Source organism: Marinobacter sp. C2H3 (genome assembly GCF_037080155.1).
Lineage (GTDB): Bacteria > Pseudomonadota > Gammaproteobacteria > Pseudomonadales > Oleiphilaceae > Marinobacter.
Genome location: NZ_JBBBNZ010000006.1, coordinates 149,998 through 165,687 on the forward strand (window position 1 = coordinate 149,998; position 15,690 = coordinate 165,687).

27 protein-coding genes are annotated in these 15,690 nt (G+C 58.3%); 1 reads left to right on the forward strand and 26 read right to left on the reverse strand.

Features of this window, described 5'->3' with window-relative positions; genetic code table 11:
• Nucleotides 1-134 precede the first annotated feature (134 nt).
• The gene (gene uvrA, locus V3388_RS15280) at nt 135-2,960 is read left to right on the forward strand and encodes an excinuclease ABC subunit UvrA (protein ID WP_336368446.1); all 2,826 of its coding nucleotides are present in this window, start codon (nt 135-137) and stop codon (nt 2,958-2,960) included.
• 143 nt (nt 2,961-3,103) lie between these two features.
• Here uvrA and rplQ read toward each other — a convergent pair whose 3' ends face one another.
• The 26 genes from rplQ to rplD form a co-directional block, all read right to left on the reverse strand.
• Complete coding sequence (rplQ, locus tag V3388_RS15285) at nt 3,104-3,502, reverse strand: 50S ribosomal protein L17 (protein ID WP_336368447.1); 399 nt, start codon at nt 3,500-3,502, stop codon at nt 3,104-3,106.
• 33 nt (nt 3,503-3,535) lie between these two features.
• Nucleotides 3,536-4,540: a DNA-directed RNA polymerase subunit alpha gene (locus V3388_RS15290; protein ID WP_336368448.1), complete on the reverse strand. Its 1,005-nt coding sequence runs from the start codon at nt 4,538-4,540 to the stop codon at nt 3,536-3,538.
• A 35-nt stretch (nt 4,541-4,575) separates the two neighbouring features.
• On the reverse strand, nt 4,576-5,196 hold the full coding sequence (gene rpsD, locus V3388_RS15295; RefSeq protein WP_336368449.1) for a 30S ribosomal protein S4: 621 nt from the start codon (nt 5,194-5,196) through the stop codon (nt 4,576-4,578).
• Between the two features lie 18 nt (nt 5,197-5,214).
• A complete protein-coding gene (gene rpsK, locus V3388_RS15300; protein WP_007153992.1) occupies nt 5,215-5,604 on the reverse strand; it encodes a 30S ribosomal protein S11 in 390 nt (129 codons plus the stop codon).
• A 13-nt stretch (nt 5,605-5,617) separates the two neighbouring features.
• Nucleotides 5,618-5,974, reverse strand: coding sequence for a 30S ribosomal protein S13 (rpsM, locus tag V3388_RS15305; protein ID WP_336368450.1), 357 nt, complete (start codon nt 5,972-5,974; stop codon nt 5,618-5,620).
• 140 nt (nt 5,975-6,114) lie between these two features.
• Entirely contained in the window at nt 6,115-6,228 is a 114-nt protein-coding gene (gene rpmJ, locus V3388_RS15310; RefSeq protein WP_004580765.1) for a 50S ribosomal protein L36, read from the reverse strand.
• A gap of 31 nt (nt 6,229-6,259) precedes the next feature.
• Nucleotides 6,260-7,582 carry a preprotein translocase subunit SecY gene (gene secY, locus V3388_RS15315; protein WP_336368451.1) on the reverse strand — a complete coding sequence of 441 codons (1,323 nt, stop codon included), beginning with the start codon at nt 7,580-7,582 and terminating at the stop codon, nt 6,260-6,262.
• A gap of 17 nt (nt 7,583-7,599) precedes the next feature.
• Nucleotides 7,600-8,034: a 50S ribosomal protein L15 gene (gene rplO / locus V3388_RS15320; protein WP_336368452.1), complete on the reverse strand. Its 435-nt coding sequence runs from the start codon at nt 8,032-8,034 to the stop codon at nt 7,600-7,602.
• A 1-nt stretch (nt 8,035) separates the two neighbouring features.
• Complete coding sequence (rpmD, locus tag V3388_RS15325) at nt 8,036-8,224, reverse strand: 50S ribosomal protein L30 (RefSeq protein WP_336368453.1); 189 nt, start codon at nt 8,222-8,224, stop codon at nt 8,036-8,038.
• A gap of 4 nt (nt 8,225-8,228) precedes the next feature.
• Nucleotides 8,229-8,729, reverse strand: coding sequence for a 30S ribosomal protein S5 (gene rpsE, locus V3388_RS15330; protein WP_336368454.1), 501 nt, complete (start codon nt 8,727-8,729; stop codon nt 8,229-8,231).
• A gap of 12 nt (nt 8,730-8,741) precedes the next feature.
• Nucleotides 8,742-9,089 (reverse strand): 50S ribosomal protein L18, encoded by a 348-nt coding sequence (gene rplR, locus V3388_RS15335; RefSeq protein ID WP_336368455.1) that lies wholly within the window; start codon nt 9,087-9,089, stop codon nt 8,742-8,744.
• 9 nt (nt 9,090-9,098) lie between these two features.
• On the reverse strand, nt 9,099-9,632 hold the full coding sequence (gene rplF / locus V3388_RS15340) for a 50S ribosomal protein L6 (protein ID WP_336368456.1): 534 nt from the start codon (nt 9,630-9,632) through the stop codon (nt 9,099-9,101).
• A gap of 9 nt (nt 9,633-9,641) precedes the next feature.
• A complete protein-coding gene (gene rpsH, locus V3388_RS15345; RefSeq protein WP_336368457.1) occupies nt 9,642-10,034 on the reverse strand; it encodes a 30S ribosomal protein S8 in 393 nt (130 codons plus the stop codon).
• A gap of 86 nt (nt 10,035-10,120) precedes the next feature.
• A complete protein-coding gene (rpsN, locus tag V3388_RS15350) occupies nt 10,121-10,426 on the reverse strand; it encodes a 30S ribosomal protein S14 (RefSeq protein ID WP_336368458.1) in 306 nt (101 codons plus the stop codon).
• A 12-nt stretch (nt 10,427-10,438) separates the two neighbouring features.
• Nucleotides 10,439-10,978, reverse strand: a complete 540-nt coding sequence (gene rplE / locus V3388_RS15355; protein ID WP_336368459.1) for a 50S ribosomal protein L5 — start codon at nt 10,976-10,978, stop codon at nt 10,439-10,441.
• A gap of 15 nt (nt 10,979-10,993) precedes the next feature.
• Nucleotides 10,994-11,314 carry a 50S ribosomal protein L24 gene (gene rplX / locus V3388_RS15360; protein WP_336368460.1) on the reverse strand — a complete coding sequence of 107 codons (321 nt, stop codon included), beginning with the start codon at nt 11,312-11,314 and terminating at the stop codon, nt 10,994-10,996.
• A 17-nt stretch (nt 11,315-11,331) separates the two neighbouring features.
• Nucleotides 11,332-11,700: a 50S ribosomal protein L14 gene (rplN, locus tag V3388_RS15365; RefSeq protein ID WP_007154005.1), complete on the reverse strand. Its 369-nt coding sequence runs from the start codon at nt 11,698-11,700 to the stop codon at nt 11,332-11,334.
• A gap of 18 nt (nt 11,701-11,718) precedes the next feature.
• The gene (gene rpsQ, locus V3388_RS15370; RefSeq protein WP_092005427.1) at nt 11,719-11,985 is read right to left on the reverse strand and encodes a 30S ribosomal protein S17; all 267 of its coding nucleotides are present in this window, start codon (nt 11,983-11,985) and stop codon (nt 11,719-11,721) included.
• A gap of 1 nt (nt 11,986) precedes the next feature.
• Nucleotides 11,987-12,178, reverse strand: coding sequence for a 50S ribosomal protein L29 (gene rpmC / locus V3388_RS15375; RefSeq protein WP_148607563.1), 192 nt, complete (start codon nt 12,176-12,178; stop codon nt 11,987-11,989).
• Nucleotides 12,178-12,591: a 50S ribosomal protein L16 gene (rplP, locus tag V3388_RS15380; protein WP_336368461.1), complete on the reverse strand. Its 414-nt coding sequence runs from the start codon at nt 12,589-12,591 to the stop codon at nt 12,178-12,180. The genes rpmC and rplP overlap by 1 nt, the downstream gene beginning before the upstream one ends.
• Before the next feature lie 12 nt (nt 12,592-12,603).
• Complete coding sequence (gene rpsC, locus V3388_RS15385; RefSeq protein ID WP_336368462.1) at nt 12,604-13,287, reverse strand: 30S ribosomal protein S3; 684 nt, start codon at nt 13,285-13,287, stop codon at nt 12,604-12,606.
• Between the two features lie 11 nt (nt 13,288-13,298).
• Nucleotides 13,299-13,631 carry a 50S ribosomal protein L22 gene (rplV, locus tag V3388_RS15390; protein WP_336368463.1) on the reverse strand — a complete coding sequence of 111 codons (333 nt, stop codon included), beginning with the start codon at nt 13,629-13,631 and terminating at the stop codon, nt 13,299-13,301.
• A 14-nt stretch (nt 13,632-13,645) separates the two neighbouring features.
• A complete protein-coding gene (rpsS, locus tag V3388_RS15395; RefSeq protein WP_076723152.1) occupies nt 13,646-13,921 on the reverse strand; it encodes a 30S ribosomal protein S19 in 276 nt (91 codons plus the stop codon).
• Between the two features lie 23 nt (nt 13,922-13,944).
• The gene (gene rplB, locus V3388_RS15400; protein WP_336368464.1) at nt 13,945-14,772 is read right to left on the reverse strand and encodes a 50S ribosomal protein L2; all 828 of its coding nucleotides are present in this window, start codon (nt 14,770-14,772) and stop codon (nt 13,945-13,947) included.
• A 17-nt stretch (nt 14,773-14,789) separates the two neighbouring features.
• On the reverse strand, nt 14,790-15,083 hold the full coding sequence (rplW, locus tag V3388_RS15405; RefSeq protein ID WP_336368465.1) for a 50S ribosomal protein L23: 294 nt from the start codon (nt 15,081-15,083) through the stop codon (nt 14,790-14,792).
• Nucleotides 15,080-15,685, reverse strand: a complete 606-nt coding sequence (gene rplD, locus V3388_RS15410; protein WP_336368466.1) for a 50S ribosomal protein L4 — start codon at nt 15,683-15,685, stop codon at nt 15,080-15,082. Before rplD ends, rplW begins: the two co-directional genes overlap by 4 nt.
• Between the last annotated feature and the right edge of the window lie 5 nt (nt 15,686-15,690).

Here is a 15,690-nt window from a genome sequence, read left to right on the forward strand (position 1 = left end):
GGAGCCGGTCCTCCCCGGGGCGTCGTAGTGTATCAGAAGCGGCCAACCGTCGCGGCGCCGACGAACGTGTCTTGCGGTTTCACCCGCTCTTGACCGACGCGGTATACTCTTCGTTTTTCTGTCTGAGAGGTGTTATGGATCATATCCAGATCAAGGGGGCACGTACCCACAACCTGAAGAACATCGACCTGGATATGCCGAGGGACAAGCTGATTGTGATTACCGGCCTGTCTGGCTCCGGCAAGTCCTCCCTGGCGTTCGACACGCTGTACGCCGAGGGTCAGCGCCGTTACGTCGAATCCCTGTCGACCTACGCCCGCCAGTTCCTGTCGATGATGGAAAAGCCCGACGTCGACCACATCGAGGGCCTGTCACCGGCCATTTCCATCGAGCAGAAATCCACCTCTCACAACCCCCGGTCCACCGTGGGCACCATCACCGAGATCTACGACTACCTGCGCCTGCTGTTTGCCCGCGCCGGCGAGCCCCGCTGTCCGGATCATGGCCAGCCGCTCGAGGCACAGACCGTCAGCCAGATGGTGGACCAGGTGCTGGCCATGCCCGAGGGCGCCCGACTGATGATCCTGGCCCCGGTGATCCGTGACCGCAAAGGCGAACACCTGCAGGTGATGGACAACCTGCGCAGCCAGGGGTTCATTCGGCTTCGCATCGACGGCATCGTCTACGACATCGACGACCTGCCTACCCTCGACAAGAAGCGCAAACACCACATTGACGTGGTGGTCGACCGCTTCAAGGTGAAGGACGGTCTCCAGCAACGGCTGGCCGAGAGTTTTGAGACCGCGCTGGACCTGGCCGACGGCATTGCCCTAGTGGCCCCCATGGGCAGCGACGACACCGGGTTCGAGGAGCAAACCTTCTCCTCCCGGTACGCTTGCACCCAGTGCGGCTATGCCCTCAGTGAACTGGAACCCCGGCTGTTCTCCTTCAACAATCCAGCCGGCGCCTGCCCCACCTGCGACGGCCTCGGCGTCAAACAGTTCTTCGACCCGGAAAAAATCATCCAGAATCCGGAGGCCACTCTCGCCGAGGGTGCCATTCGGGGCTGGGACCGCCGGGCGGTGTACTACTTCCAGATGCTCGCCAGCGTGGCCGACCACTACGGTATCGACCTGGACACGCCCTGGGAGGCGCTGCCGGCAACCTTCCGCGAGGTCCTGCTGCACGGCTCGGGCAAACAAGACATCGTGTTCCGTTACGTCAGCTCCCGGGGCCAGATTGTCGAAAAAGCCCACCCGTTCGAGGGCATTCTGCCCAATCTGGAACGGCGCTACCGGGAAACCGATTCCCAGGGCATGCGCGAGGAGCTGGCCAAACACCTGAGTACCCAGCCCTGTAAAGACTGCCAGGGCTCCCGCCTGCGCCGCAGCGCTCGCCACGTGTTTATCGATGACACCAACCTGCCGGCAGTGGTGCAACTGCCAGTGGGCGAGGCCCACCGGTATTTCTCTGAGCTGGCGCTGCCCGGACGTAAGGGCGAGATCGCGGAAAAGATCCTCAAGGAGGTCCGCGAGCGGCTCCAGTTCCTGGTCAACGTGGGTCTCGAATACCTGACCCTCGAACGCAGCGCCGACACCCTGTCCGGTGGCGAGGCCCAGCGCATCCGCCTGGCCAGCCAGATCGGCGCCGGGCTCGTGGGGGTCATGTACATCCTGGATGAGCCGTCGATCGGCCTGCACCAGCGCGACAACGACCGGTTGCTGGCCACCCTCACCCACCTGCGGGACCTGGGCAATACGGTGATCGTGGTGGAGCATGACGAGGACGCCATCCGCGCCGCCGACTATGTCATCGACATCGGCCCGGGTGCCGGTGTGCACGGCGGCGAAATAGTCGCCCGGGGCACCCCGGAACAGATCATCGCCGAGGGCCACTCAATGACCGGCCAGTACCTGGCCGGCACCCGGCGCATCGAGGTTCCGGCGGAGCGGCAGCCGGGCAATGGCCAGCAATTGATCCTGACCGGCGCGAGCGGCAACAACCTGCAGGATGTCACGTTGACGCTCCCCCTCGGCATGATGACCTGCATTACCGGGGTCTCTGGCTCCGGTAAGTCCACACTGATCAACAGCACCCTGTACCCGGTGGCGGCAACACGCCTGAACAAGGCCACCAGCCTGAGCCACGCGCCTTATCAGGACCTTAAGGGCCTGGAGCACCTGGACAAGGTGATCGACATAGACCAGAGCCCGATTGGGCGCACTCCCCGGTCAAACCCGGCCACCTACACAGGGCTGTTCACTCCCATCCGGGAGCTGTTTGCCGGCACCCAGGAGGCCCGGTCCCGGGGCTATAAACCGGGGAGGTTCTCCTTCAACGTCAAGGGCGGACGTTGCGAGGCCTGCCAGGGCGACGGCGTGATCAAAGTGGAAATGCATTTTCTGCCCGACATCTACGTACCCTGCGACGTCTGCAAAGGCAAACGTTACAACCGGGAGACCCTGGAGGTTCGCTACAAGGGCAAGAACATCCACGAAGTGCTTGAGATGACCGTCGAGGAGGGCCGCGAATTTTTTGACGCGGTGCCGTTCCTCGCCCGCAAACTGCAAACCCTGATGGACGTCGGCCTTTCCTATATCCGCCTGGGCCAGAGTGCCGTTACGCTTTCTGGGGGCGAGGCACAGCGGGTCAAACTCGCCAAGGAGCTGTCCAAGCGGGATACGGGAAAAACCCTCTACATTCTGGACGAGCCCACCACAGGCCTGCATTTCTATGATATCCAGCAGTTGCTGAACGTACTGCAGCGACTCCGGGACCACGGCAATACCATCGTGGTGATAGAGCACAACCTGGACGTTATCAAGACGGCGGACTGGATCGTCGACCTGGGCCCGGAAGGCGGCTCTGGCGGCGGACGAATCATTGCTGAGGGCACGCCCGAAGCAGTGGCGGCACATCCGGCGTCCCACACCGGGCGGTATTTGAAGCCGATGCTGTGACAACGGGCTCAGACGAATAGCCCCACCTGACCCCTTCATGATCTGGGGTCAGATGAACGCCTTCATCTGACCCCGACTTCACCCCAAAGGCAAAAAAAAGGGCTCCCGAAGGAGCCCGTTTTTTGTGACAGAAGCCAACGAACTTACTCGTCGTCTTCGTCCACTTCTTCCGCTTCCACGTCCAGAGGACGGCCAATCACTTCAACGAACGCCATAGGCGCGTTGTCGCCGGCACGGAAGCCGCACTTCAGAATCCGGAGGTATCCACCCGGACGGTCGCTAAAGCGGGGACCCAGCTCATCAAACAGCTTGGCCACCACCGCATCGTTGCGCAGGCGAGAAAACGCCAGACGACGATTTGCAACCGAATCTTGCTTTGCGAGCGTGATCAACGGCTCTGCTACCCGACGCAGCTCTTTGGCTTTCGGGAGCGTCGTCTTGATCAGCTCGTGTTCAACCAGTGACGCAGTCATGTTACGGAACATGGCCTTGCGATGCGCACTGGTCCTGTTGAACTTACGACCACTCTTACGATGACGCATTGCTCTGATTCCTTACCTGAAACTAATCGGCGATTAACCGCCCAGAACCCGGTCGTCGCCACGAAGGCTAGCCGGCGGCCAGTTATCAAGACGCATGCCCAGAGACAAACCACGGGACGCGAGGACGTCCTTGATCTCGGTAAGCGACTTTTTGCCAAGGTTAGGCGTCTTCAGCAGCTCCACTTCGGTACGCTGGATCAGATCGCCGATATAGTAAATGTTTTCAGCCTTCAAGCAGTTCGCTGAACGCACAGTCAATTCCAGATCGTCGACGGGACGCAGCAGAATCGGATCGATTTCTTCCTCTTCTTCAACGCGCTCCGGCTCTTTCTCGTGATCGAAATCAACAAAGACCGCCAGTTGCTGCTGGAGAATCGTGGCCGCCCGGCGAATCGCTTCTTCCGGGTCGATGGTGCCGTTGGTCTCCAGATCAATCACCAGCTTGTCCAGGTCGGTCCGCTGCTCTACCCGCGCGCTTTCAACGGCGTAGGCCACACGACGGACCGGACTGAAGGTCGCATCCAGCTGCAGGCGTCCAATGGCACGAGTCTCGTCCTCGTCCAGGCCACGCTGATCTGCCGGCTCGTAACCACGGCCGCGCGCGAGGCGCAGACGCATGTTCACTTCACCGTTCTCACTAAGATGACAGATCACGTGATCCGGGTTCGCAATCTCGACGTCGTGGTCAAGCTTGATGTCACCCGCGGTCACAACGCCCGGGCCCTTTTTGCTGAGGGTAAGCTCAGCTTCATCACGGCCGTTCATTTTCACCGCGACGCCCTTGAGATTCAGAAGAATCTCGATGACGTCTTCCTGGACACCCTCAATGGCGCTGTACTCGTGCAGGACACCGTCAATCTGCGCCTCCGTGATGGCACAGCCCGGCATCGAGGACAAGAGGATCCGGCGCAGCGCGCTGCCCAAGGTGTGGCCAAAACCTCTTTCCAGAGGCTCCAGCGTCACCTTGGCGCGAGTCGCACCGGATTCCTTCACGTCAATGGTACGAGGTGTCAATAACTCATGTGCTGAACGCTGCATAGACGCCCCTATCTGCTATCGTTGCTTACTGGGCTTTACTTGGAGTAAAGCTCGACGATGAGGTTCTCGTTGATGTCGGAAGACAACTCAGTGCGCTCAGGCACTGCTTTGTAAACGCCGGACATCTTGTTGGCGTCAACCTCGATCCAGCTTACCTCAGCGCGGCTGCCAGCCAGTTCCAGAGCGCCTTTAACGCGCAGCTGGTTTTTGGCTTTCTCGCGCACGCTCACAACGTCACCCGGCTTGACCTGGTAGGACGGCACGTTCACCGTCTGGTCATTCACCTGGATGGCCTTGTGGGAGACCAGCTGACGAGCTTCCGCACGGGTGGAACCGAAGCCCATGCGATATACAACGTTATCAAGACGACCTTCCAGCAGACGCAGCAGGTTTTCACCAGTTGCGCCCTTCTGACGGGCAGCCTCTTTGTAGTAACCACGGAATTGCTTTTCAAGCACACCGTAGATACGACGAACTTTCTGCTTTTCACGAAGCTGTACGCCGTACTCGGACAGACGACCGCGACGCGCGCCGTGAACACCCGGCGGAGTCTCGATGTTGCACTTGGAATCGAGCGCGCGAACGCCGCTCTTCAGAAAAAGATCTGTCCCTTCACGACGAGACAGCTTGCACTTCGGGCCTATATAACGAGCCATATTTCACTGTCTCCTGTGTTAGACGCGGCGCTTCTTGGGCGGACGACAGCCGTTGTGGGGAATCGGCGTCACATCAGTGATGTTGGTGATCTTGTAGCCGCACGCGTTCAGCGCACGAACCGCAGACTCACGTCCGGGCCCAGGACCCTTAACCTCAACATCCAGGTTTTTAAGGCCGTATTCAGCAGCCGCGTTACCGGCTCTTTCAGCTGCTACCTGCGCAGCAAAAGGTGTACTCTTACGTGAGCCGCGGAAGCCGGAACCACCAGAGGTGGCCCAGGACAGAACGTTGCCCTGACGGTCCGAAATGGTCACGATGGTGTTGTTGAAGGACGCGTGAATGTGCGCGACGCCATCAACAACCGTCTTTTTCACCTTTTTACGGGTACGTGTACCTGGCTTTGCCATGTTTGCCTACCTGTTACTTGCGAATCGGTTTGCGCGGACCTTTGCGGGTGCGAGCATTGGTCTTGGTGCGCTGACCACGGACCGGAAGGCCGTGACGGTGGCGCAGACCACGGAAGCAACCGAGATCCTTCAAACGCTTGATGTTCATCTGTACTTCACGACGCAGATCGCCTTCAACGGTCACCTTGCCCACTTCGCTACGAAGCGCTTCAAGTTGCTCGTCGCTCAGGTCCTTGACCTTGACGTCCGGCTTGACGCCGGTTGCATCGCAAAGCTTTTGAGCTGTCGTCTTGCCAACACCAAAGATGTAGGTCAGCGAGATAACAGCATGTTTGTTGTCGGGTATATTGACACCGGCTATACGTGCCATCCAAATTACTCCGCGTTCAAAGCTTTGCTGTGTGAATTTTCCGCCACAAAAAGGGCGCGAAATAATAGCGCCTGACCCCATGGGGAGTCAAGCGCCACCATTTCGTACCCCTTCGTCAGCGTCGGTCGGTTCCCGAAGGATCAGCCCTGACGCTGCTTGTGACGAGGCTCCGTGCAAATGACCCGGACCGAGCCATTGCGACGAATTACTTTGCAGTTACGGCAAATTTTCTTTACCGAAGCGCGTACTTTCATTGTCGACTCCAGTTTTCACGGGGAACGGCCGTCAGCCGTTCCGTCCATAGCCCTTGAGATTGGATTTCTTCATCAGCGATTCATACTGATGGGACATCAGGTGAGACTGAACCTGTGCCATGAAATCCATCACCACGACTACCACAATCAGCAGTGAGGTGCCGCCCAGATAGAAAGGCACGTTTCCGGCCACCATCAGGAACTGGGGGAACAGGGACACCGCTGTAATGTAGATTGCACCGAACAGGGTCAGCCGGGTCAGCACACCGTCGATGTACTTGGCCGTCTGCTCGCCCGGGCGAATGCCCGGAATAAAGGCGCCGGAACGCTTGAGGTTATCCGCAACTTCCTTCGGGTTGTACATCAGCGCTGTGTAAAAGTAGCAGAAGAAAATCACTGCTGCCGCAAACAGGAGGATGTACAACGGCTGGCTCGGGGCCAGCGCCTGGGACAGATCGCTCAGCCACTGCATACCTTCGTTCTGGCCAAACCACTGGCCGAGAGACGCCGGAAACAGCAAGATGGATGACGCAAAGATCGGCGGGATAACGCCGGCCATGTTCACCTTCAGCGGCAGATGACTGGACTGCTGGGCGAACATGCGCCGCCCCTGTTGCCGCTTGGCGTAATTTATGGTCAGGCGGCGCTGCCCCCTTTCCATAAACACCACGAAGCCAACCACAGCCACCGCCAGAATCGCGATACCCAGGACCACCAGAAGGCTCATTTCACCGTTACGGGCCTGTTCGAGCGTCTGGCCGATAGCGCCAGGCAGGCCAGCCACGATGCCGGTGAAAATCAGCAGGGAGATACCGTTGCCGATACCGCGCTCGGTGATCTGCTCGCCGAGCCACATCATAAAGACCGCACCACAGACAAACGACACAACCGCCACGAAGTGGAAGCTGAAGCTGTTTGTAAAGGTGACGCCCTGGGATGCGAGCCCCATGGAAATACCGGCGCCCTGAACGAGCGCCAGAATCACCGTGCCGTATCGGGTGTACTGGCTAATCTTGCGACGGCCAGCCTCCCCTTCCTTTTTCAGCTGCTCAAGCTGCGGGCTGACCGCCGTCATGAGCTGCATGATAATGGACGCGGAAATATACGGCATGATGCCGAGTGCGAAGATACTCATACGCTCAAGCGCACCACCGGAAAACATGTTGAACATGCTCAGGATGGTTCCCTGATTCTGCTCAAACAGTGCCGCCAGACGGTCGGGGTTGATACCCGGCACCGGGATGTGCGCACCGATACGGTACACCAACAATGCCAGGAAGACGAACCAGAGCCGCGAACGCAGCTCTGCCAGTCCTTTTCCCGCGCCCGCAGGCAATGATGCTGTCTTGGCCATCTAGTCCTCGACTCGCCTTAGTCTTCGACTTTTCCACCCGCGGCGGCAATTGCCTCGCGTGCACCCTTGGTAACCCGCAGGCCCTTGACGGTGATCGCCCGATCAATTTCACCGGACAGGATCACTTTCGCTACTCGGATTTCCTCGCGAATCACGTCGGCCTTCTTCAGGCTTTCCAGATCCACCACGTCACCATCGACCTTGGTCAGCTCGTTCAGGCGGATTTCAGCGACGTAGCGCTGCTGCCGTGATACGAAGCCGAACTTCGGCAGACGACGAGCCAGCGGCTGCTGGCCGCCCTCGAAACCAGGTGCAACGCTGCCGCCGGAGCGGGACTTCAGACCTTTGTGGCCACGGCCGCCGGTCTTGCCGAGGCCGCTACCGATACCGCGACCGACGCGCTTAGCGGACGGACGTGAACCGGGATCCGGAGCAAGTTCGTTCAGACGCATCTCAGTTCTCCTCAACCCGAACCAGGTAGTTTACCCGGTTGATCATGCCGCGAACGGAAGGGGTATCCTCCACTTCCACGGTGTGACCGATTTTACGAAGACCCAAGCCCTTGACGCACAGTTTGTGCTTGGGCTGACAGCTGATGGGGCTGCGGGTCAGTGTAACTTTGATCGTTTTTGCGTTCGCCATGACATCAACCCAGAATATCTTCCACGGACTTGCCGCGCTTGGCTGCCACGTCTTCAGGCGCTTTCATTGCCTGCAGACCCTTGATGGTGGAACGTACCACGTTCACCGGGTTGGTGGACCCATAGCACTTGGACAGTACGTTATGGACACCCGCCACTTCCAGAACGGCACGCATGGCGCCGCCGGCGATGATACCGGTACCTTCGGAAGCCGGCTGCATGTACACCTTGGAGCCACCGTGCTGCGCCCGAACCGGGTACTGCAGCGTGGAGCCGTCAAGGGCAACATCAACCATGTTCTTGCGGGCCGCTTCCATTGCCTTCTGGATCGCCACCGGCACTTCGCGAGCCTTGCCGCGACCGAAACCGACACGACCTTTGCCGTCACCGACCACGGTCAGTGCGGTAAAGGCAAAAATCCGACCGCCCTTAACCACCTTGGCGACGCGGTTAACCTGAACCAGCTTCTCCTGGAGCTCAGGCGCCTTCTGATCATTAACGCTCATCTTCTCCACCTCTTAGAATTGCAAGCCAGCTTCACGGGCAGCGTCGGCCAGAGCCTGGACGCGACCGTGATAACGGTAACCGGAGCGATCAAACGCGACCTTCTCAACGCCGGCGGCCTTCGCACGCTCAGCGATCAGTTGGCCGACCTTCTTGGCCGCCTCAACATTACCGGTGACGCCCTGACGCAGCTCCTTGTCGAGAGTGGAGGCAGAAGCCAGAACCTTGCTGCCGTCGGCAGTGGTGACCTGGGCGTACATGTGACGCGGCGTACGGTGAACGCACAGACGGTCAGTACCCAGCTCACGGATCTTCATGCGCACTTTGCGTGCGCGACGCAGTCTTTCAATATTCGCGCTCATAGTCCCGCCTTATTTCTTCTTGGCTTCTTTGCGTCTGACCTGCTCATCCGCATAACGAACACCCTTGCCTTTGTACGGCTCGGGCGGACGGAACGCGCGGATTTCCGCAGCGACCTGGCCAACCTGTTGCTTGTCGATACCGCGAATCACGACTTCCGTATTGGACGGAGTCTCGGCGGTGATCCCCTCGGGCAGCTCATACTCGACCGGGTGAGAAAAACCCAGCGTCAGATTGAGCTTCTTACCCTGCGCCTGGGCACGGTAACCTACGCCCGTCAACATGAGCTTGCGCTCCCAACCCGCTGACACACCGGTCACCATGTTGTTGACCAACGCGCGGGTGGTACCGGCAAGAGCGCGGGACTGCTTGGCGCCATCACGGGCAGCGAACCGCAGAACGTTGTCGTCCTGCTTCACTTCTACCGCCTGATGGATCGTGAATTGAAGCGCTCCCTTGGAGCCCTTCACATTAATTTCCTGTCCGTTCAGCTTAACCTCAACACCGGAAGGCAGCACGACAGGATTATTGGCAACCCTGGACATGTGAATCTCCTAGAATACGGTGCAGATGACTTCGCCACCGACACCGGCAGCGCGCGCGGCACGATCGGTCATCACGCCCTTGGACGTGGACACAATCGCAACTCCCAGACCACCGGACACCTTCGGCAGTTTCCCTGCGCCACGGTACTGGCGCAGACTCGGACGACTGACCCGCTTGATGTCTTCGATAACGGGCTTACCGCCGAAGTACTTCAGGGTGATCGTCAGCTCGGGCTTGGCGTCAGCTGAGACGGAAAAATCCTGGACGTAGCCTTCGTCCTTAAGGACTTGGGCCACGGAGATCTTCATTTTGGAAGACGGCATCGTCACGTCAGCTTTCGATGCCATCTGTGCGTTACGGATACGGGTAATCATATCCGCAAGCGTATCTTGCATACTCATTGGTGTGAGGCTCCTGATCTTTTCAGTTGTGCAGCGGCGTGCCGCACCGCTTACCAACAGGCTCCTGACCGAGTCAGGAGCCTATCTCACCAGCTTGCTTTGGTCAGGCCGGGAACGTCACCGCGCATGCCGTATTCACGGAGTTTGATCCGTGAAAGCTCGAACTTGCGCAGAACGCCGTGCGGACGACCGGTCACCTGGCAACGATTCCGAAGGCGGGAGGGTGACGCATCACGGGGAAGCTGCTGGAGCTTCATCTGTGCGTCCCAACGCTCTTCTTCGCTGGTGTTCGGGTTCTTGATAATCGCCTTGAGCTCGGCGCGCTTGGCGGCATACTTCGCCACCGTCTGCTCGCGCTTGAGCTCACGGTTCTTCATGGAAACCTTCGCCATGTCACTCGTTCCTTATTTCTTGAACGGAAAGCCAAAGGCTTTCAACAGTTCACGACCTTCGTCATCGGTACCGGCGGTGGTGGTGATGGTGATATCCAGCCCGCGAATCTTGTCGACCTTGTCGTACTCGATTTCAGGGAAGATGATCTGCTCACGCACGCCCATGCTGTAATTACCGCGACCGTCGAAGGACTTCGGATTCAGACCGCGGAAGTCACGAATGCGGGGGACCGCAATGTGCACCAGACGATCGAAGAAATCCCACATACGCTCGCCGCGCAGGGTTACCTTGCAGCCAATAGGCCAACCTTCACGGATCTTGAACCCGGCAACTGACTTGCGAGCCTTGGTGACAACGACCTTTTGGCCGGCCAGACGCTCAAGGTCAGCAACCGCATTCTCGATCAGCTTTTTGTCGCCAACCGCTTCGCCGACACCCATGTTCAGGGTGATCTTCTCGATACGCGGCACCTGCATGATGTTCTTGTAGCCGAACTCCTTCTGCAGGGCGGGTACCACTTCCTTACTGTACTGCTCTTTGCTGTTTAGCATCGTAACCACCACCGCTTACTGGTTATCGACAGCTTCGTTCGTGGACTTGAAGATCCGCACTTTCGCGCCGTCTTCCTTGATCTGGAAGCCCACGCGATCGGCTTTGCCGGTCTGCGGATTAAAAATAGCCACGTTGGAAGCCTGGATAGGCGCTTCTTTCTCGACGATGCCACCTGGGGTGCCCAGCATCGGGTTCGGCTTGGTGTGTTTCTTGATCATGTTGATCCCGGAAACAATCACACGGCCGTCGTCCTGAACCTTCAGGACTTTACCACGTTTGCCCTTGTCTTTCCCCGTGGTGACGATAACTTCGTCATCTCGTTTGATCTTTTTCATAACCGGCCTCTGGTCCTTTAAAGTACTTCGGGTGCCAGTGAGATAATCTTCATGAACTTCTCGTTGCGCAGCTCACGGGTAACCGGTCCGAAGATACGGGTACCGATGGGCGCGTCCTGATTGTTCAGAAGTACCGCCGCGTTGCCATCGAAGCGGATCAGGGATCCGTCCGGGCGACGAACACCCTTGCGGGTGCGCACGACCACAGCCTTGAGGACCTGGCCTTTCTTCACCTTGCCGCGAGGGATGGCTTCCTTGACGGTCACCTTGATGATATCCCCAACGCTCGCATAACGCCGGTGAGATCCGCCCAGGACCTTGATGCACATAACCTGCCGTGCACCACTGTTATCCGCGACTTCAAGCATGGTTTGAGTCTGAATCATGGTTGTTCTCCGGGCGAATTACACCTTGGACGCGCGTTCGGTGACTTCCACCAGGGCCCAGCTTTTGGTCTTCGAGACCGGGCGGGTTTCCTGAATGGTTACGGTGTCACCGATGTTGCACTGATTGCTTTCGTCGTGCGCATGGATCTTGGTTGAACGCTTCATGTACTTGCCGTACAGAGGATGCTTAACCTGACGCTCAACCAGGACCACGATGGACTTATCCATCTTGTTGCTCACGACCTTGCCGCTCAGCGTTCTGGCAGTTTGGGTAGCTTCGGTCATGTCACTGTCCTGCCTTTTCGTTCAATACTGTTTTCACGCGAGCAATGTCACGCTTCACCTTGCCGAGGAGGTGAGACTGATTCAGCTGACCCGTCGCCTTACGCATGCGCAGGTTGAACTGCTCCTTCAGGAGGTCGATCAGCTCTTTGTTCAGCTCCTCGACTGACTTGTCACGCAGCTCTGTTGCATTCATCACATCACCGTCCTCGTTACGAAGGTGGTCTGTACGGGCAGTTTCGCTGCGGCCAGAGCGAAGGCTTCACGCGCCACATCTTCGGCGACGCCTTCCATCTCATACAGCATGCGGCCCGGCTGGATCTCAGCCACCCAATACTCGACAGAACCCTTACCCTTACCCATCCGGACTTCGAGCGGCTTGCCAGTGATCGGCTTGTCCGGGAAGACCCGGATCCAGATCTTGCCGCCCCGCTTGATGCGGCGGGTCATGGTCCGACGCGCCGCTTCAATCTGGCGCGCAGTTATACGGCCACGGCTGGTGGCCTTCAATCCGTATTCACCGAAGCTCACCTTGTTGGCACGCTGAGCAAGACCGGTGTTACGGCCTTTCATTACCTTGCGGAATTTGGTGCGTTTTGGTTGCAGCATAAGAGTGCCCCTTTACTTAGAACCTTTCTTCCCAGAGGCTTTCTTGTCAGCACGGACCTGCTCCATACCACCAAGAATCTCACCTTTGAAGATCCATACCTTGACGCCGATAACACCGTACGTGGTATGCGCTTCGTAGGTCGCGTAATCAATGTCTGCACGCAGAGTGTGCAGGGGCACGCGACCTTCGCGGTACCACTCGGAACGGGCAATTTCAGCGCCGCCGAGACGGCCACCAACCTGGATCTTGATGCCCTTGGCACCTTGGCGCATGGCGTTCTGCACCGCACGCTTCATGGCGCGACGGAACATCACACGGCGCTCCAGCTGACCGGCCACGTTTTGTGCGACCAGGCGAGCGTCGAGATCCGGCTTGCGGACTTCCTCGATGTTGATGTGCACAGGCACACCCATCATGTCGCTCACTTCGCGACGCAGACGGTCAACATCTTCACCCTTCTTGCCAATGACAATACCGGGGCGGGCGGTATGGATCGTGATCCGGGCATTCTGAGCCGGGCGCTCGATCACAATTTTGCTGACAGACGCCTTCACCAGGCGCTTGTCCAAGAACTCGCGGACCTGAATATCGTTCAACAGGTTTTTCGCGTAGCTCTTTTTATCGGCATACCAGACTGAGTTGTGCTCTTTGATCACACCCAGACGGATGCCGTTCGGATTTACTTTATGACCCATCTGAGCATCTCCTACTTGTCGGCGACCTTGACGGTGATATGGCAGGTGCGCTTGAAAATACGATCAGCGCGCCCCTTGGCTCGAGCCTTGATGCGCTTGAGCGTCGGGCCTTCATCCACCATGATGGTGGAAACCCGCAGTTCATCCACGTCCAGACCTTCGTTGTGCTCAGCGTTGGCAATGGCGGACTCAAGAGCTTTCTTGATGACCACCGCCGCCTTTTTCGGGCTGAAAGTCAGAATGTTCAGGGCGTCCTCAACAGCCTTGCCGCGTACCTGGTCAGCGACAAGACGCGCTTTCTGAGCTGAGAGGCGAGCGCCCTTGTACTTGGCTGCTACTTCCATTTCTATTACCTCACTCAGCGTTTGGCTTTCTTGTCGGCCGCATGACCACGGAACGTCCGCGTTGCCGCGAACTCGCCGAGTTTATGTCCAACCATGTCTTCGGTGACATAAACCGGCACGTGCTGCTTGCCGTTATGGACTGCAATGGTCAGGCCTACCATCTCCGGGAAGATCGTTGACCGGCGGGACCAGGTTTTGATCGGCCGCTTGTCATTCGCTTCCAGAGCTGCTTCGACCTTCTTCAACAGATGCAGGTCTATAAAAGGACCTTTCTTCAAAGAACGTGGCACAGCAATTACCTCTATGTAGTCGTTTACTTGGCCGAACGACGACGTACTATCATCTTGTCAGTACGCTTGTTCTTACGAGTTTTATGCCCTTTGGTCGGAACACCCCACGGAGTAACCGGGTGACGCCCGCCAGAGGTACGCCCTTCACCACCACCATGCGGGTGGTCAACTGGGTTCATAGCAACACCACGTACTGTTGGCCGTTTGCCGCGCCAACGTGATGCACCCGCTTTACCAAGCTGCTTGAGGCTGTGCTCGCTGTTGGACACTTCGCCCAACGTTGCACGGCACTCCACAAGCACCTTTCGCATTTCACCTGAGCGCAGGCGGATAGTGGCGTAAGCCCCTTCCCGAGCAACCAGCTGTACGGATGCGCCCGCAGAACGGGCCAGCTGTGCACCTTTGCCAGGCTTGAGTTCGACGCAGTGGATCACGGAACCGACCGGAATGTTCCGGAGCGGCAGCGTGGAGCCCACCTTGATCGGCGCGTCGACGCCGGAACGCACAGGATCACCGGCCTTCATGCCTTTCGGAGCGATGATGTAACGACGCTCGCCATCGGCATACTTGACCAGCGCGATATGCGCAGAGCGGTTCGGATCGTATTCCAGGCGCTCGATGACCGCCGGGATACCGTCCTTGTTCCGCTTGAAGTCGATAACACGGTAATGCTTCTTGTGACCACCGCCCACGTGACGGGTGGTGATGCGACCGAAGTGGTTACGACCACCGGTCTTGTTCAGCGTTTCTACCAGCGGCTCGAAAGGGCGCCCCTTATGGAGGTCCGGGTTGTAAATTTTTACAACGTGACGGCGTCCGGCAGATGTTGGCTTGGTTTTGACGATCGGCATATTACGACCCCTTTACCTTATTCCACATCCAGAAAATCGATGTTCTGACCTTCTGCCAGCTTGACGTAAGCCTTTCGAATGTCATTACGCTTGCCGAACCCGCGGATAGTGCGCTTGAGCTTACCCTTGCGATTCAGAACCTGAACACCTTCGACGGTGACGTTGAACAGCTGCTCAACGGCTTTCTTGATCTCCGGCTTGGTGGCGTCCGGGGCTACACGGAAGACCACCTGACCACGCTCTGCCGCCAGAGACGCTTTCTCTGATACGTGAGGTCCGAGCAGGACCTTGTAGATACGTTCCTGATTCATGCCAGCATCTCCTCGATCTTCTTCAGAGCGGAAACGGTGACCACAACGTTTTCGAAGGCAACCAGGCTGACCGGATCCAGGCCGGCAACGTCGCGCACGTCAACGTGCGGGATGTTGCGAGCGGCCAGGTGCAGGTTCTGCTCAACGCTCTCGGACAGGATCAGCGCGCTGGATACACCCAGATCCTTCAGCTTCGCATTGAAGGCCTTGGTCTTCGGGGTCTCTACCGTCAGTTCGTCCACCACAACCAGCCGCTCCTGACGAACCAGCTCGGACAGGATGGCGCGCATGGCCGCGCGGTACATCTTGCGGTTGACTTTCTGCTCGAAATCACGGGGCTTTGCCGCGAACGTTACGCCACCGGAACGCCAGATCGGGCTGCGGATGGTACCAGCACGGGCACGACCGGTGCCCTTCTGGCGCCAGGGCTTCTTGCCGCCGCCGCTGACTTCGGAACGTGTCTTCTGAGCCTTGGTACCCTGACGACCGCCGGCGAGGTACGCGGTGACGACCTGGTGCACCAGGGACTCGTTGAAATCTTTGGCGAACGTGGCGTCGGAAACTTCGATGCCTTTGCCGCTACCAGTAATTGTCAATTCCATCGAAC